Origin of the sequence: Crystallibacter degradans, from assembly GCF_012952295.1 — a bacterium.
Taxonomy (GTDB): domain Bacteria; phylum Actinomycetota; class Actinomycetes; order Actinomycetales; family Micrococcaceae; genus Crystallibacter; species Crystallibacter degradans.
Window position 1 is genome coordinate 19,851 of record NZ_JABBCH010000001.1, and the last position, 16,633, is coordinate 36,483.

Genomic DNA, 16,633 nt, shown 5'->3' on the forward strand with positions numbered 1-16,633 from the left:
GGAGCCAGCACATGATCCGACACCAGCTCGTGCAGTGGATTCTGCTGCCTAACGGGCTTACCTCTGACGGCTTCCTGGCTGCATCGGTGTTTATTGCGCCAAGACTACGTCCAGGCCAGGCGGCCACCCTGGCTGATTTTCCGGACTTTGCAGACTGGCCGGACTTGCTCCGCGAATTAACTCTGAATCTGGAGCGGGGTGACGGGGCCACCACGGCACCGCGGCAAGTCATGGTCCAGGGAAGCAGCCAGCTATGGCAGGCGCTTTTCGTCCCGACAACCACTGTGCGGGCCTTCGCCTTCGACGACTTCGCGGACCGGCCACTGGTCAGCTATCCAGTGAAGGAAGTACTGGGCCATTTACGCAACCGATGGGCAACCCTGGCGGCACGCACCGTGGACGACCTTCCGCTGACCAGTTCGAATGCCTCGCCGATGGATTCCGGCCAGGAACACCGGGACGCGCCCGTCCTCGCGGAACACTTTGAAGAGCTGCTCCACGTCGGCCGGATGGACGTTTTCGAAGGGGTCAGGAACGGCGAGCAGCTCTCGGCCAGACTGGAAGAGAGGCTCCGCGATTCTGCCGCCCAGGCCCGCGAACTGCGCCTTCAGCACAGCCACCAGCCGCAGGAGCTGATCCGTCCGTTCGGCAGCGGGGGAAGTCCGGCCGGAGCGTTTTATGCACTGGCCGGTTTCCATGCACGGCCGGCGAGAGAACCCGCAGACCTTCCGACGGACCGGGAACAGGCCAGAGCCGCGCTCGAAGAGAAGCTCGATTTCCACGATCATCTCTCCTCGCTGGGCGGCCACCCTGCGGTGCTCCGCGGCCTCGGCCTGGTGCTGGATCTTGTGGTCGACCCCGGTTTTGTGCCGGTGACCAGCGACAACGATCCGCCGACGATGCTCCGGCTAAGAGTGGAGCGGCCGTCTGCCTTTCCTGCAAGGGAAGATCCGAATGCGGAATCATGGAACTGCGACGTCACCCCGTGGACCAGCTGCCAGTTAGCGGAAATCGAGGGCTCCGCTTTCTTCAACGCAGCCGAGCGGACCCAGCGCAGGGATTTCACCCACGGGTTCCTGCATCTAGACCCCCAGCGGTACGAAGCGGCGGCGGTGGATGTCGACGGCCTTGCGCTCAAAGCCCTGAAGATGGCAGCCACCTTGCAGAACCAGGAGAACCGGGAGCAGCGGCCACTTGAAGAACCGGAGCGTGACGGCGTCCCCGCTGCCCGGACCGGCGGGGTCGCCCTGGTGCACGCCGGCCAGGCAGAGGACCTGCACAACGACTTCTATCAGGCCCGCGCAAACAACGACATCCTGGAGCAAGACCCGGACCACCCACCGGTCCTAGCCGCCGAGGACTTGATCCGCGGATACCGGATGGATATCTGGGCCGCCGGGCATTGGCGTTCCTTGCACCAGCGGCAAATGACCTACACCCCGGCGCGGGATCCGGGCCTGTCCTTCGATACCGACGACGAGGGTAGCATCGAGCTCTCGCTGACCGGAGATATGGGCTCCACCGGCCAGCCTGCCGACCCTGATGGCGCGCTCTACGCTCATGAAACCCTGGTGACATGGGACGGCTGGAGCCTGTCGGTTCCGCGGCCCGGAGAGGCCGTCCTGCAGGAACCGCCGGCACCGGAGGCTGGGACGGATATTGGCAGCATGCAGCTGTCCATCTCCACTTCTCCGGCCCCTGAAACGCTGCCCCGGCTTCGGTTCCAGGACAGATACCGGACCCGGCTCCGGGTCGTGGATATGGCCGGCAACTCGTACAGCCTGCCGGACGCCAGCAGTTTCAGCGACATCCTGGACGGAACCGGGCGCCCGGAATACGTCACGACGGCCCCGTCCGACGCGTTGCCGTACCTCCGCTTCGAGCCGGTTCCACCGCCGGAACTTGTGCCCAGGCATCCGTTCAATCCCGGCGAAGGTCTGGAACGGCTGGTCATCCGCAGCACGCCCGGACAATCTGCCAGCGACTACGCGCGCTCCAGCGAAGCAGCCGCAGGCACGGCCTACAGCTTCCGTGACTTCTGCGACCGTCACCTGGCTGCGGCGAAATCCTCCCTGCAAGTGTGGGAGACCCACGGCATGCTTGACGAGGCCATCGACGCCGCCCGCGGCATGCCCGCGCCCGAGGCCGAATCACGGGTGCAAGGTTTTTATGACATTGCCGTCCGCGAGAGCGGCACGTTCCGGGACAGTCTGGGGGCAGAGTTCAACGCCACCGGAAGCCACAATGGGGAACCCCAGGGGTACGTCACGATCGACGCTGACGCGGTGGACCTTCCTTACCTGCCTGACCCGCTCTGTGCGGGTGCCAAGATCCGGGTACGGCTGCACCCCGGCGAAGCTGAAACTGTGCTTGACGTTCCCTTCAGCTTCGCCGCCGGAGCCGGCTTGCATCAGCCGTCGCCGTTGCGCCTGCGGCTGGAGGAAGGCGATTACCATGCCGGCTATGACGGGAACCTGGTTACTGTCCGGCTTCCTGCTGGCCGTACATGCCGGCTTCGCCTGTCCTCGCTGCTTGGCGGAGACCCGGACTTGTTGGGGATCATGGGCTGGTGCCGCAGCGAGCTCGGACAAACCGAGTCCGACGTCGTGTACGAGGCGATACGGAACAGCACCCACTGGATGACAACCCCATGGCGGGACCTGGTCCTGGTCCACGCCGTCCAGCGCCCGCTGGATCCCCCGTCCCTGGCCCTGAACGCAATTGATTTCCACGGATTCCGGGCCCTGGCACGAAACAGAGGCGGCACGGCTGCGGATCTGGAAGGCGAACTGGACTTTGACCTGGCGTCCACGGCCCAGCTGGACCTCTTCGCCTCATGGGACGACGTTGTGGACGACCCGCAGAAAAAGTACCCAACCGCCCAGCACATGGTCCATTCGGTGCACCGGGATGTCTTCTCCCTCCCGGTACCCGAGCCGTTCGGCACTCCCTGGATCCCCGAAGTGGCGCCGCTGATCGAGCCGCGCGACGAACGTACTGTTGCCTTCCGGACCCGCGGATGGGAGAACGAATCCCCCGAGTCCCGACGCCTGCAGCTTCTCGCCGACAGCGCACAGCCGGGTCTGCCCGCCGTTGAACGGCGCAGGCTGGAAGCCGGCGCATCCCAGCTGGAGAAGTTGCGGTCCCACGAGTTCGGCGACCCCAGGTACCGGCGGGTCTCCTACTTGCCAACTGCCGCCACCCGCTTCCGCGAATACTTTGATCCGGCCATGCCTGCCGCAGACGGCCAGGCGGCCGGCGTGCCCGTGACCGTCGACATCCTCAACAGCGCGCCGCCGGCAAAGCCCGTGGTGCAGCAGGTCTTACCGCTCATGGGCTACGCCCAAACCCGGGAGAACGGCGATGGAATTACCAGCACGCGCAGCGCACTCGGCCTGCGTGTGTGGCTTGCACGCCCGTGGTTCTCCTCCGGCGCCGGCGAAAAGCTTGCCGTAGTCTGCAACGGCGGAGGACCGCTGACGTATGAAAGCGCCCAAGCACGCGAAATAACGTTCATAGCCCAAGACCCTGCCCATGGCTCGCCGATGCCGCAGCCACTGACTGCACGGTCTTTCCCCACCGCAGACGCACCACCCTGGGGACAGGTCATCGTGTCCGGCCATACCAGCGACACGGCGCTCTTCACCCCGCAGTGGGATGAAGACAGCGATGCCTGGTATTGCGACATCCAGTTCGACACCGGGACCGCCTACTTCCCGTTCGTCCGGCTGGGGCTGGCCAGATACCAGCCAATGTCAGTTCCCGGCTGCGAAATGTCCCCCATTATTCCCACCGCATTCGTCCAGACCGTGCCCAACCGGAGCCTCACCACCTTTCCAGCCGCAGACGGCACCATCGCCGTGTCATTGACCGGTCCGGCTCCGTCGTCATACCGCGACGCCCAGGGAAGCACTATTGCTGGGACAAACCTGGTAACGGCCGTTGTGGAGGAGCAGGATCTGCGCATCGAAGACCCGTACATCGGCTGGGAGCCTGTTGGCGCTGAAACCGAACTCGTCGCCCTCGTGAACCAGGACGGAACCACCACTTGGTCGGGCGCCGTACAGGTGCTGGACCCGGAGGAAAGGAAACTACGTCTGGCCGTTCACGAGTATGAACTGCACCCCGCCGACGACCTCAGCGCTGAACCGCCCGCCAACTTGGTCGCGAGCCGTCGGCTCGTCCATGCCGACGTTGTACCGCTGTAGCCGAACTAAACGAATGCGGAGCACCCGGTCATCGCCTGTGCCAGGATGAGCGAGTTGATATCGTAGCTGCCCAGGAGCGGCCTGCCCATCGGCACCGAGGAGCGTGCCAGCCAGGTGAAGGTTGACTTGGCCACGGGTGCCGGGCCATCTCCAGCTTCGTGCCCTCCTGGACCTGCCAAGATCTCCATCAAAATCGGGCTGCGGGTCATGCAGAACACGAACATTATTCTTGATGAGGTGCGCATCCCAGATACCAAACTGCTGCCCGGCGCCACCGGCTTCCCCGCTAGTCCAGCACGCGTGCTCGGAGCCTCCCAAGGTCAGCTCGGATTACCCGCCCAGCAAGCCGATCCGACAACTAGGCACAGCGCCTTTCGTTAGCTGATCACCACGCTACGGTCGTATTCTCAACGATCTCCACAATCCTGGTTTCAGGCGTTCCCACCAGCGCCGGCGCAGCGGCGCCGCCTGTCTTCCAGACATCTTCTTCAAGCCTGGCCAGAAACATGACAGCCGCTTCCTGGGTCTCGAAGTCCAGTTCGATCATGACGTAGTCGTCGCCCACGGGCCGATAGATCCTGTAGGCACGAACACCGGATCCTGCCCGGTCGAGCGGGTCGCTGTCGAAGGCTCGCCGCCACATCGAGAAGTCCCGCACCTGATGCTCTATCTGCAAGGTATACATGAGCCCACGCTCCTGCTCGTTTCAGAGGCTTGCAACTGGGTGGGGTCAGCGGATCTGCTCTCCGCTGACGGCGTCGATGACCACTTCCGTGAGTCCGCCGCCCTCAGCCCGGATTTCCACTTCCCACACCGGCTTGTCGCCCTCGTCCTCCAGCGACGCTTCCTCGAGGTCGCCGGCGGCGGCCTGTTGCGCGGTCTGGATCGCCTCGGACAGGGAAACCGTTGCGGATTCGATAGCGAGCCGGTCTTCCTCGTCGGCCGGGCCCTTGTCCCGCTGATCCAGCACTTCGCTGCCGTCCGCCAGCACCAGTACCTCATGCTCCGTGCCACCGCTGATGAGCTCGACTTCCCAGCCCTGCCGATCGTCGCTGTAGTCGACGTCCACTGCGGCGCTGCCAGGCACGGCCGTTACCGCAGTTTCGACGGCGGCGCGACCGTTGGAATCTCCGGTCGGCGGAGTGCCGGTCGCTGCCCCGGCCGCCGGACTCGTTTGCCCGGGAGACGCACTCGCCGCGCCCGGTGAAGTAGCCCCAGGGGACGGACTGGTCGTCTCCGGAGCCACCTGCGTTTGCGTGCCTTCGCCCGTGGTCGCGGGCCCATCTTCCGCACCATCGCACCCTGTCGCGACCAAGACAACACCCGCAGCAACCGAAAATAAAGGAAGCAATCTTATCTTTTTCATGGCTTCATTCTCCGACGGATCGCTCCCGTCGTCGAGGGGTCAAGCCGGTCGTTGATTCCCTAGGCCACGCGGGGTATTGTGCACAGGTTCACCGGAACCTAGCCGGAGTGGTGCGCGTCCTCCGGGTTCTCAGGTGCGTCATCGCGGCGTTCCTTCACCAGCTTGCTGGCGCTCACCAGCCGCAACGCGGTCACCAGTACGATCCCGCCAAGCACGTTGAAGACCACTACATAGGAAAACCAGCCGAGCCACTCAAGGTAGTTGATTTCAGCACCCGCGTGGATGGCACCGAAGATCAGCAGCGAGTCCAGGATCGAGTGGAAGAGCTGCATCCCCGCGAGCAAGAAAGCCCCGACGACGGCGGCCGCGATCTTGCCGGTGACGCTGTCCGTCCCATGCTGCATGCGGGTCATCAATGTGATGGTGCTCCCACCTAGCACGGCAAGACACACGGTTTCCCAGTTGAATCCGGCGTCGAGAAAGTGGTTGGCTGCCGTCGTGATGGTCTCGCTCCACTGCGGGAACGCCGTCATGATCAGTGCCATGAACAGCCAGCCGCCTACCAGGTTGGCAATGAGGGTGCCGCCCCAGAGTTTCCCGAGCTGCGCGTAGCTTGCCTCCCGCGCGATGACCGCCGCAATGGGCACCAGGAAGCCCTCCGTGAACAGCTCGCTCTTGGCCAGCAGGAGGGCGATGAGGCCGGCACTGAACGCCAGCCCCGCGAGAAGGTGGCTCCCGGTCTCATGGAGCACGCCGAGGTAGGCCATAATGCCAATGCCTATCTCAAACCCGCCGAACAGGCCGGTGATGAGCACGTCCCGAAAGGAGCGGTTCAGCCGCTGCGCGCCTTCCTCAACCGTGCGGTCGAAGGATTCCTCCACCTCCTCCTCCACCGGGCCTGAATTCTCGCCAAGTTCCCGCCGTCGTGCATCGCCTTCGGTGTCGCTCATTCGTGTCGCCTATCCGCCGGAAAGTGTGTGGCCAGTCTACTGTCCCCATATTTACGACGACGACGGCTGCGGGCCGGTGGGAAACCCCACCGGCCCGCAGCCAGCACTCAGAACACAAGCAGATCAGACAGCAGCTGCCTGCAAATCCTCCTCGCCGACAAAGGAAGCGCCCTTGTCCCGGTTGACCATCAGCGCCAGCAGGTCGAAGACCACCGTCGCCGCCGCGAGGGTCGTAACATCCGCATGATCGTAAGCCGGGGCGACCTCAACCACATCGGCCCCCACAATGTTGATGCCGTTCAGCCCCCGCAGCAGGGCCAACAGCTCGCGTGAGTGCAGTCCCCCCATTTCCGGCGTCCCGGTCCCCGGCGCGAAGGCCGGATCCAGCACGTCGATGTCGATGGAGACGTAGACGGGAGTGTCCCCCAGCCTGTCCTTGACCCGCTGGATCGCAGCCGGCACCCCGATGACGTCCAGGTCCGAACAGCGCAGGATCTGGAAGCCGAACTCGTGGTCCCGCAGGAAATCGTTCCGGTCGTACACCGGCCCGCGGATGCCCACGTGCATCGAGCTGTCCTCCACCAGCAGCCTTTCCTCGAAGGCCCGGCGGAACATGGTGCCGTGCGTGACCGGCTGGTCGAAGTAGGTATCCCAGGTGTCCAGGTGTGCGTCGAAATGCAGCAGCGCCACCGGTCCGTGCACCTTGTTCAGTGCCCGCAGCATGGGCAAGGCAATGGTGTGGTCCCCGCCGATCGAGATGAGCCGCTTGTCCAGCCCCAGCAGCGGTAGCGCCTGCTCTTCAATCTCGCGCACGGCCCGGGTGATGTCGTACGGGGTGCAGGCGATGTCGCCCGCATCCACTACCTGGGTTTCGTTCACCGGTTCGACGTCGAGCTCCACGTGGTAGCCCGGGCGCAGCAGCCGCGAGGCTTCGCGGACGCCGGCCGGACCAAAGCGGGCGCCGGGCCGGAAGGAGGTGCCGCCGTCGAACGGTACGCCGACAATGGCGATGTCGTAGTCGGGAACGCGGTCGATCTGGGGCAGCCGGGCAAAGGTGCCAAGGCCTGCATAGCGCGGAACTTTGGTGGCGTCGACGGGTCCGATGGGATCGTGGGTGGTCATAGCGAGGATCCTTCCTTGGTACGTTCTGCCGGAAAGGCCGGCTTCTTGTCAGCGGTGAGTTCGGAAAGGGTCTTGTTGGCGGTTTCCGGCGCGAGCAGGAACGTGGCCACCAGCCCCACCAGGGAGATCACGGCCCCGATCAGCAGCGAGCCCGCGGCGCCGAAGCTGAGGATCGCTACCGGCATCAGGTACGTACTGGCGGCGGACCCCACCCGGCTGATCGCGGTGCCGAAGCCGACCGCCGTCGCCCGGATTTCCGTGGGGAAGAGTTCGTTCGGGTAGACCACCTCGAGGAAGCTGGAGGCACCCGAGGCTATGGCGAAGATGGCGAGCGCCAGGAACAGCGGGCCCGCCTGCACGTCCGGGATGAAGGCCGGGATGGCCAGCGCCACCGCGATGATCCCGAAGGACCCCAGCAGCAGCTTGCGCCGCCCGATCTTCTCCACCAGCCAGAGCCCCGGCACTCCCCCGATCACAAACAGCATGGAGATCAGGAAGGAGCCGCCGTAGAGGTTGGCATCGCCGGTCAGGCCGAAGGAGGCCAGCAGGTCCGGGGCGAAGGTGTAGACGGCGAAGAGCGGGATCACCTGGGCCGTCCAGAAGATGGAGACGAACAGGGTGCGCTTCCACAACTGGCCCTTGAAGATATCGGTGAAGCTTGCCTTCTTGGCCCCTGCCTCGGCGTCGGAGGAGATGTCGCTGATGTCGTACTGCTCGCCGTACACCTTCTTGATCACCGCACGGGCTTCGTCCTGCCGGCCGCGGGAGAGCAGCCAGCGCGGGGATTCCGGCGTTCCCAGCCGGCACAGCAAGGTAACGACGGCGAAGATCGCCGGGCTCGCCACCATGAACCGCCAGGCGTCCGGGCCCATGTCGCGCAGCAGGTAGCCCACGGCGAAGGCCGCTGCAGCACCAACGGCCCAAACCACAAACGTGGCGCCGAGCAGGCGGCCGCGTACCTTGCGGGGCAGGAATTCCGCCAGCAGTGAGGTGGCAATCGGGTAGTCCGCGCCGATGGCCATGCCGAGGAGGAACCGGCACAGGACAACCTGCCAGACCTCCGTGGCCAGGCCGTTCAGCAGCGAGAACAGCGCCAGCGCGATCAGGTCGGCGATGTACATCTTGTGCCGGCCGATTTTATCCGTCAGCCAGCCGAAGATGCCGCCGCCGAAGAAGATGCCGATCAGGCTCGCCGCGCCGATCAGTCCGATTTCCCCGGTACTCAGCTCCAGCCCCGGCGTCATCGTAATGAAGGCAATGCCGATGATAGACAGCGCATACCCGTCAATGAACGGACCGCCGGAGGCAAAAAAGGTCAGTTTCTTATGGAATGTGGTCAGCGGGGCATCGTCAATGAGATTGCTCGTTGCGCTCATGGCCGCCCTCTCTCGTGAATGCTCATCGTTGAGCTGGGTCGTGATGGTTCAATCATTCGTGATCCGGCTCACTGCCAAAACCCATAGAATGACTACAAAGAAAGAGGACGCTTAGACATATGTATAAAAGCCACAAAGTACGACGGCGTTCTGCCCGCCTCCAGGAGTGCGCATGTCGATAACGGTCGCCGAACTGCTGGCCGAGCCGCAGCTGGGTCTGAGTTTGCTGGCCGGCTCCGACGGGCTGCAGCAGCGGATCACCTGGGCGCACACCTCGGACCTACCCAGGTTGTGGGAGTGGGTGACCGGCGGGGAGATCATGATGACCAACGGTCTCTCCATCCCGGCGGACGCCGCGGGCCAGGTCGCGCTGGCCGAGGCCTTGGTCGCCGCCGGGGCGAGCGCGCTGGCCATCGGCGAAAAGATGCACGCCCCGGAACTCACGCCCGAATTCCTGGAGGCCTGCGACCGGCTGCCGCTGCCGGTGCTCAATGTGCCGTACCCGTTGCCGTTCATCTCCATCGCGCGGTCCGTCGCCGAGTCCTCCCTGCTGGAGGAATCGCGCCGGCTGCGGCAAACGGCGAGAATCTACGACCTGCTGCGGTTGGCCGGCCCGCTCGACGAGCAGTGGCAGGCCCTGGTCCACGGGGTGGCCGCCCAACTGGATGCCGAGCTTTATGTGGTGGACCGCCGGTGCCTCGACCCGTGGCACCCCGGCGGAGAAGCCCTGCCAGCCGGACTCGCCGGGCAATTGGAACCGCTGATCGCAGCCGCTCCGGCCTCGGGCAAGAAATTCCAGTGGCACCACGTAGACGGCAGCCACGTCCTGATGATGGACGTCCCCACCCATGACAACGCACTGCTGCTGGTCCTGCCGCGGTCCGAGCCGCACCCGGATGCGGTGGTGCTGCTGCACGCGGCTTCCGTCCTGGGCCTGGAGCTTTCCCGCACCATGCTCGCGCTGGAAGACCAGCGGCGTCTGGGCGCGGAGTTCCTAGCCCAAGCGCTCGAAGGCCGCTACGCTCTCGCGGATCTGGAAAGCCGCCTCAACAATTTCCAGCTGCCGTCCGAGAAGTTTGTCATCGTGTCCGTCTCGGGGCTGGATGAAGGAGTCTTCGCCACCATCCATGCCGAGTTGTGGCGCCATGGTCTGGCGCATGTCAGTCTGCGCCAATTCAATACGCTGCACATCGTCCTGCCGCCCGAGTGCAGCGAGGACCACCTGCGGCACTCCCTTCCCCATGGCGCCAGAATCGGCATGAGCCGGCCCACCGGCCCAGCCGGCATGCAGCGCGCTCTGCAGGAATCGTTGTGGGCACTGGGCACCGCAGGCAGCACCGGCCAGACTCTGGTTCGCTACGGGGACGGCCCCTCATGGCTAGGCCTGACCAGCATGGAAGAAGGACAGGCGATGGTGCAGCGCCTGCTCGGACCGATTCTCGAGTATGAACGGGGCAGGCAGCCGGACCTGCTCAAGACCTTGAAGACTTACCTAAACCAACAACGGTCGTGGCAGAAGACCGCCGCGGCCCTGTTCACCCATCGGCAGACCGTCATTTACCGGATCCGGAAGATCAGCGAGCTGACCGGGCTGGACATGGCCGAGACATCGTCCCTGGCCCAGCTGTGGTTTGCGTTGCAGATCCACCAGACGATGGATTTGCAACATCACGCCATGGACCGGGCAGGCAACGGCGGTTAGCTACGGTAGTCGCGCTGCTCCGTGTAACCGTAAGGAACCGAGTCGCTGATCGCTACGGTGAACCGCCCGGGCTCGTGGCGGGTGACGAGGATGCCGCCGGTCCGGCACTGCAGGGCCAGGCCTTTCATTTCCTCCACGGCCGCATTGATGCGCTCGTCCATGGCCGACCGACTCTCTACCTGCACTTCGATGGTGGCATCACAGGGAGCGTTCATCGCGCAACTACTCCGGCGTCGCCGGTCAGCGGCCAGGCGGTATAGCCCTCCGCCTTCTCAAAAAGGGTCCGCAGCTGCGCCCCATGGTTTTCCAGCCACAGTGCATCGGCCCCACGGGTGACCGCACCAACGTGGCCGGTACGGATGCTCCGCCCGTCCTTCTTGATCTCGACGTCCAGACCGGTCAATTCGTTCCAGTCTGCGTACAGAACGCTGCTCATAGTGGTGCCTTTCGTGCTGACATTGCTCTCCCCAATCGCTGTCCACCCCCGGGCCACACTGAACACTATTAGCCGCTCGCGGTTTCCCGATATGTCCGGTGGAACGAAAACTCTCCATCCGCGCTGTACGGACGACCAGCCCTACCCAACTTTAGGTGCCCAATGGGGATTGATTATCCCTCGTATTGGTGACTCGGATTTTTCCAAGGAGCCCACGCCAGACTTGCTTCATCTTGATCGGCGGGACGCCCCCACCCGCTGGAGAACGATCAAGTTTGGTGCCCGGCCTTTCCCCAACGAGGCCGGGCACCCTCGCCCCGGACAGTCCGGTCCTGTCCGCGTGGATCCTGTATAAGAGTGAGCCGTTGCTGCAGCCGGTTCACCCCGGCTGTTCCTCAGTGTTTTCGTCGGACAGGAACTCCATCAACGTGTGCACGGCATGGTCGTCGAGGTTCTTGCGGCCGCGGTCGTAGCCTGCGGTGAGCCGCGGATCCGAGTGACGTGCCGCGACCTGCACGTCACGCAGCGGAATGCCTGCGTCCAGACAGACCGTCACGAACGTGTGGCGCAGCGACTGGGGCGTTATCGCCTTGTCGATGCCGGCTTGGCGCCGCAGGCGGGTTAGTGCCCAGTCCACAGCCTTCCTGTTCATCGGCAGTCCTGAGCGGGGCCGGAGCAGGAGCGCGCCTTCGGTCCTGTCCGCTGCCGCGGCTTCCAAAGTGGCCAGCACCTGACCGGGCAACGGAATAGTCGCCGGTTTCTTGCCCTTGCCCACCAGCCGGAGCACCCTATGGCCGCGGACGGAACCGGCAAAATCCTCAATGTTGACACCGCATGCCTCCGACACGCGCAGGCCGAGCATACCCATCAATGCCACCATGGCCGCTTCCGCGGGCGACGATGCTTGGGCCCGTTGGAACAGCGCCAGCAGTTCGTCCTTGTCCAGCCCGAGCGATCGGGACTCGTCCCGGTACGCCCGGGGCATGCGCACATGTTCCGCCGGCGATTTCTCCACGTAGCCGTCAATCTCTGCAAAGCGGTAGAAACAGCGCACGATGCTCAGCATGTTCTGCACGGTCTGTGGAGCGTTTCCGCGTTCGGTTTCCAGATAGCGCCCGAACATTTCCAGCAAAGAGCGCTTCATCTCCAGTACCGGGATCTGGTACCGGTAGCACCATCTGAACAGGATCCGCAGGGCGACTTCGTAGCGGTCACGCGAGCCTCCGGTGTACCGGGCAAGGAAGCCCACGGCAGCCAGCTCATCAGGAGAAAGCCGCCGGCCCTCGTTCCATCCGACCAGAAATCCCGAAGAATCCTCCACTTGTCCTCCTCCGCTGACCGGGCGGAATCCGCCCGCGGCCCCGTCCGTCGGCTACCTCCCGGCAGCCGGACTTCAGTGTAGGCAGGCACCGGACCGCAGGGCAGCACTCCCCCGGCCGCTGTGGATATCTTTGCTATGCAGACCGTCGGCTGGCAGAGAATCCGCCTCAGGGCGGGGACGCCCTGACACGTCCAGAACGGAGGCCGGAAGCTCCGGCAGAAAACCGGGTGTTAGTTGCCCCTATTTGGGCAAAGAAAAAGCACCCTCAAAGGGGGGTGCTTCTCCTCCGTGCGGAGCGTTCAGTCCATGGCCGGGACGTTGCGCCTCTGGGGCTTAGCCTGCGGCCTGAGTCGGTTATGAAACTTGTTCAACACCGGCGATTCGAGGAACTTCGAAGACACTGCGGCGATCAAGTATGTGGCAACCAACGTGATCACCAGATCCACGTTCGGATCGAAGGCGAACTCGTTTCGCAGCATCATGCCGATCGGGTAGTGCCAGAGGTACATTCCGTAGGAGATGCGGCCCGTGTATGCCAAAGGTGCCCATGACATCACGGACACAAGGCGAGAGCCCTGATGGGTGAGCAGGAAACCGATAATGGAAACCGTGGACAATGCCACCAGTGGTAGCCCGTACGTGTAATAGATGCGTTCAAGTTCCTGTGCACCGTCACGCCCGAACTCCGGGATGGTGATGGCGATGAACACAAGGAAAGCGAACGCCGGTGCGACCGAAATCCGCGAGAATTTACGGATCGCGTCTGTCCTGCCTGATTCATAGGCGACAGCCAGCAGCACGCCGGCCAGTATCATATCGACGCGGAAGTCCGTGCCGAAGGTCCGGTACAGGTCTGTCCCATCGAAGATCACAAACCGGTTGACGATGGCCGCGACGCTCAATCCGCCAGCGATCCAGCCGAGGATCAAGTGAAGACGCTCACCCCGAAGGGCAAGCATCACCACCAGGGGCCACACCACATAGAACTGTTCCTCAACCGAGAGTGACCACAGAGGTCCGAACACGCCGAGCGCCGGGCTGTCCGTGAGCACGATCAACCAGTTGGACACGTACAGAAGGATGGCCGGCGTTGCCGCCAGCCCCACCTCCCACGGGCTTCCCGGAGTCCGGGAGAAGACCAGCCCGACCACATTGATCACCAGGAGCATGAGCAGTAGCGCAGGGAATAGGCGGAGCAGGCGCCGGCCCCAGAATCTGACCAGATCGATCCGGCCATTCTTGGCTGTTTCGCACAGCAGGAGCCAGGTGATCAGGAACCCGCTGATGCCGAAGAAGATGTCCACTCCCACGCCACCGCCATGTAACCAAAAGACGTGCGCATGCGCCGCGATAACGGCGAGGACGGCGAACGCTCGGAGTCCATCGATCCCCTCGACTCGGCTCGGCGCTTTAGACCCCGACATGTATTCCCCCGTATTTAGTTGGCCAACCCCTGGACCTATGAGACTCCATGCTCGGTTTTGAGCACGGCAAGAACAGCATTCTGTTCTGTATCAGTCAGTATCCTATCGGGCCAAAACACGAGTTCGAAAAACATGCCGCCAATGGCCGTGTTTCCCGCTTCCTTGCCGATCTGCAAGCCGGGCGACTGGAGCACCGATGTAGTGACTGCGCCCGCCACGGTGGATGCTTGCCCGCCTCCGACGATGCGGAGAGTGTCGGCTGGAAACGAGCACCCCGATGAACAGGTAATCGGCCACCGCACTCATGTAGTCCGGGTGAACCATGCCGGGTGTTAGTAGCCCTGAACTGGGGAGGGTATCGTTGCCGAAAGACTCTGCCTGATGCTTGCGCGATCTATGGAAGAGTGCCCCCAGTGCGGCCATCAAGCCGAAGGCATCCCTGCGGACCTTGGCTACTTTCAACATTTGCATGAGTGGCTGTACCGGCGGTTCCGGGGTCGCCCATATGTGTACAAGTGCCAGACCGTAATTCGGGTTGAGTGGTTCATCCCGACGCACTGCAAGTGTCCGCACGCCTACCATCGCTACGCCTAAACATGCGAATCTTGGGCGCTGACTGCCGGTAGACTTCCCGGCATGGGGATATTCGAAATAGCAGCCCTAGCCCTTGCCGGACTCTGCATGCTGGTCTTCTTGTATACGTGGCGACACGGCGCTAGCGCCGCCGCTTGGCTGGTGGGCGCGGCCGCTGCCTTGCCCGTAGCTCAGGTGTCGAGCGTCCACCTATACACGATGCTCCTGGTCTTGTACTTGATCCTCAGGAGGGGCGGGTTCCGGTGTCCCATGCGGCCTGCCATGCTGTGGTTGCTCGCCGGGTCGTTACTGGTCGCTCTCACAGCGACCTACGGCGAGTATGTGACCAATGGTGGCCTAGCCATCCAGTTGACTGTTATGGCCGTGACTTCGATCCTCCTGGTATGGGCTGCCACGCCCCATCATCTGAGGTTGGCCGCATCCGGTTTCATCGCCTGCGCCTCAGCCTCGGCCGTAGCTGCGCTGGGGCAGGCCATTGGCGTCGTCCCTGAAGAACTATTCCAGCTCGAAGGTGCAGAGATGCACCGCCCCAGTGGATTCCACCCGGAACCGGACTGGCTCGGCCTATATTGCGCGGCAGCGATAGTCCTGTTGTTCGTCTACCCTTTCCGCAACCGGGTCCGCGTTCCGTTGATCCTGCTCAACGTTTTTGGCGTGGCTTTCGCCTCAGCCCGCGCTGCGATCTTGGGGCTGCTCGTGGTCCTGACGTTGGCTGCCTTGGCTTGGGTCGGAGGGAACCGGGGGCAGAAACGGAGCAACCTCCGGCTAAAGCTGCCCGTCGCCGCATTGGTCGCATCAGTTACCGCTTTCGCATTTCTGCAGCCGGTCGCGATGGAACTGCTGCTGGAGCGGATCGGCGGTGCGATCAACCCTATGGAACGTGACCACGCTGTAGAGGTTCGCTTCTATCAGGTTGACGGACTGGTTGCGATGGGTGAGGATGCCCCGTGGTATGGGTTCGGCCTGAGTTCTGCCGGTCGCGTTTCCGGTTACGGTGACATCGTTTATAGCGGTGATGTTACGGGCTCCACCGCAAGCAACTGGCTTCTAGGGCTATGGGTCGATGCTCAAGCCCTAGCCATTCCGCTTATCCTCGTGCTGGTCTACCTGTCCATGTTGGGGCGGAAAGAGTACGGTGGCCGAGGGCTGCTGGCCCTCATCCTGGTCAACAGCTTGTTCTCCAACGCTTTGTTCTTCCCGATCACATGGTTCGCGATCGCCTTGGCTCTGACGCGGGTGCCGAGGCCATCAGCCCTCAGCACCCGCCGCAAGGCTAGACCACGCCCACTATTAAACGAGGAACGCCGCCAGATGATACGACGCCAAGTGGAGGCGAGGCAGGCAGCGCCCCAGTCATCCCGGACACCTGCGCCCCAATGAGGATAGCGACAGACATGGTTGCGGTGTCCACACCCCAGTAAGGGTCCGAACCCGTGTTGGTGCGGATTGTCGGCGCAGGGCTTGCTGCCCCCTGCGATGCGGCAGCCAATAGTAGTTGGTCGCCCGCTTTTACCGCCGAGTTGATTGCCAAGGTCTTGACGCCAGTCGTGGAAGCGTCAACAGTCCCCGCATCCAGCAGTAGGGTCGAGACGCCCGTCTCGTAGTTCAGCCGATAGATGCCTAGCCGAAGGACGGCCCCAGCGCCGCCAGCAGTAGTGACTTCCGGGCTGATGCTATTGAGCGTGCAGGAGCGCCCCACCACTAGCCGTCCCATCCGCAACCCGCCGTCACCGAACAGGAACGTGCTGGGATTGTTGGTGCAGAAAGAGGCGTAGGACTTCCCCGACAGCATGGCAGCCGTGTCCGCCAGCACCCTTCCCTGGATAGCACCATCAATCTGCAAGTCGGAGTAAACGCGCTGAGGGTTGCGCGTTGCCCGGTTGTCGGTGACCACGGAGCCAATCTGAACCTGGATGGATGCAATGATCTGCACATCCGCGCCGAAGGTGGAGGCGATTAGTACCGCTGAACCCGTGCAGTTGTCCAGCCGGGTTCTCGACATGACGAATTGATTGCCGGACTTGAGGTGAACCAGATTGACGGGCTGATCTGCTCCGGCGTTGTGACCGAGCAGAGTTCCGCCGATAACTTCGAAGCCACCCAGTGCACCACCGACAGACCCGGCGGTGTTTTC

At 63.5% G+C, this 16,633-nt stretch carries 14 protein-coding genes; 3 read left to right on the forward strand and 11 right to left on the reverse strand.

Annotated elements, in window-relative coordinates:
* The first annotated feature begins 11 nt into the window (after nt 1–11).
* The gene (locus HGO92_RS00075) at nt 12–4,208 is read left to right on the forward strand and encodes a hypothetical protein (protein ID WP_169990836.1); all 4,197 of its coding nucleotides are present in this window, start codon (nt 12–14) and stop codon (nt 4,206–4,208) included.
* Nucleotides 4,209–4,213: 5 nt separating this feature from the next.
* Here HGO92_RS00075 and HGO92_RS24150 read toward each other — a convergent pair whose 3' ends face one another.
* The 6 genes from HGO92_RS24150 to HGO92_RS00100 all read right to left on the reverse strand — a co-directional run bounded on the left by HGO92_RS24150 (nt 4,214) and on the right by HGO92_RS00100 (nt 9,022).
* Entirely contained in the window at nt 4,214–4,342 is a 129-nt protein-coding gene (locus HGO92_RS24150; RefSeq protein ID WP_277351848.1) for a hypothetical protein, read from the reverse strand.
* Nucleotides 4,343–4,593: 251 nt separating this feature from the next.
* Nucleotides 4,594–4,893, reverse strand: coding sequence for a hypothetical protein (locus HGO92_RS00080; protein WP_169990838.1), 300 nt, complete (start codon nt 4,891–4,893; stop codon nt 4,594–4,596).
* Nucleotides 4,894–4,938: 45 nt separating this feature from the next.
* The gene (locus HGO92_RS24470; RefSeq protein WP_169990840.1) at nt 4,939–5,295 is read right to left on the reverse strand and encodes a PepSY domain-containing protein; all 357 of its coding nucleotides are present in this window, start codon (nt 5,293–5,295) and stop codon (nt 4,939–4,941) included.
* Between the two features lie 377 nt (nt 5,296–5,672).
* On the reverse strand, nt 5,673–6,524 hold the full coding sequence (locus HGO92_RS00090) for a formate/nitrite transporter family protein (protein ID WP_169990842.1): 852 nt from the start codon (nt 6,522–6,524) through the stop codon (nt 5,673–5,675).
* Nucleotides 6,525–6,647: 123 nt separating this feature from the next.
* The gene (speB, locus tag HGO92_RS00095) at nt 6,648–7,646 is read right to left on the reverse strand and encodes an agmatinase (protein ID WP_169990844.1); all 999 of its coding nucleotides are present in this window, start codon (nt 7,644–7,646) and stop codon (nt 6,648–6,650) included.
* Entirely contained in the window at nt 7,643–9,022 is a 1,380-nt protein-coding gene (locus HGO92_RS00100; protein ID WP_139006254.1) for an MFS transporter, read from the reverse strand. The genes speB and HGO92_RS00100 overlap by 4 nt, the downstream gene beginning before the upstream one ends.
* A gap of 172 nt (nt 9,023–9,194) precedes the next feature.
* Here HGO92_RS00100 and HGO92_RS00105 point away from each other — a divergent pair, with 172 nt between their 5' ends.
* Nucleotides 9,195–10,724 carry a PucR family transcriptional regulator gene (locus HGO92_RS00105; RefSeq protein WP_169990846.1) on the forward strand — a complete coding sequence of 510 codons (1,530 nt, stop codon included), beginning with the start codon at nt 9,195–9,197 and terminating at the stop codon, nt 10,722–10,724.
* Here HGO92_RS00105 and HGO92_RS00110 read toward each other — a convergent pair.
* The 4 genes from HGO92_RS00110 to HGO92_RS00125 all read right to left on the reverse strand — a co-directional run bounded on the left by HGO92_RS00110 (nt 10,721) and on the right by HGO92_RS00125 (nt 13,905).
* Nucleotides 10,721–10,939 (reverse strand): hypothetical protein, encoded by a 219-nt coding sequence (locus HGO92_RS00110; RefSeq protein WP_169990848.1) that lies wholly within the window; start codon nt 10,937–10,939, stop codon nt 10,721–10,723. The two genes, HGO92_RS00105 and HGO92_RS00110, sit on opposite strands and share 4 nt — an antisense overlap.
* Nucleotides 10,936–11,160 carry a hypothetical protein gene (locus HGO92_RS00115; protein ID WP_169990850.1) on the reverse strand — a complete coding sequence of 75 codons (225 nt, stop codon included), beginning with the start codon at nt 11,158–11,160 and terminating at the stop codon, nt 10,936–10,938. The genes HGO92_RS00110 and HGO92_RS00115 overlap by 4 nt, the downstream gene beginning before the upstream one ends.
* 379 nt (nt 11,161–11,539) lie before the next feature.
* Complete coding sequence (locus HGO92_RS00120; RefSeq protein WP_139006258.1) at nt 11,540–12,481, reverse strand: tyrosine-type recombinase/integrase; 942 nt, start codon at nt 12,479–12,481, stop codon at nt 11,540–11,542.
* 299 nt (nt 12,482–12,780) lie between these two features.
* A complete protein-coding gene (locus tag HGO92_RS00125; protein ID WP_169990852.1) occupies nt 12,781–13,905 on the reverse strand; it encodes an acyltransferase family protein in 1,125 nt (374 codons plus the stop codon).
* Nucleotides 13,906–14,769: 864 nt separating this feature from the next.
* Here HGO92_RS00125 and HGO92_RS00130 point away from each other — a divergent pair.
* The gene (locus HGO92_RS00130) at nt 14,770–15,879 is read left to right on the forward strand and encodes an O-antigen ligase family protein (RefSeq protein WP_169990854.1); all 1,110 of its coding nucleotides are present in this window, start codon (nt 14,770–14,772) and stop codon (nt 15,877–15,879) included.
* Here HGO92_RS00130 and HGO92_RS00135 read toward each other — a convergent pair.
* The gene (locus tag HGO92_RS00135; protein WP_169990856.1) at nt 15,773–16,501 is read right to left on the reverse strand and encodes a hypothetical protein; all 729 of its coding nucleotides are present in this window, start codon (nt 16,499–16,501) and stop codon (nt 15,773–15,775) included. The genes HGO92_RS00130 and HGO92_RS00135 overlap by 107 nt on opposite strands.
* Nucleotides 16,502–16,633 lie beyond the last annotated feature (132 nt).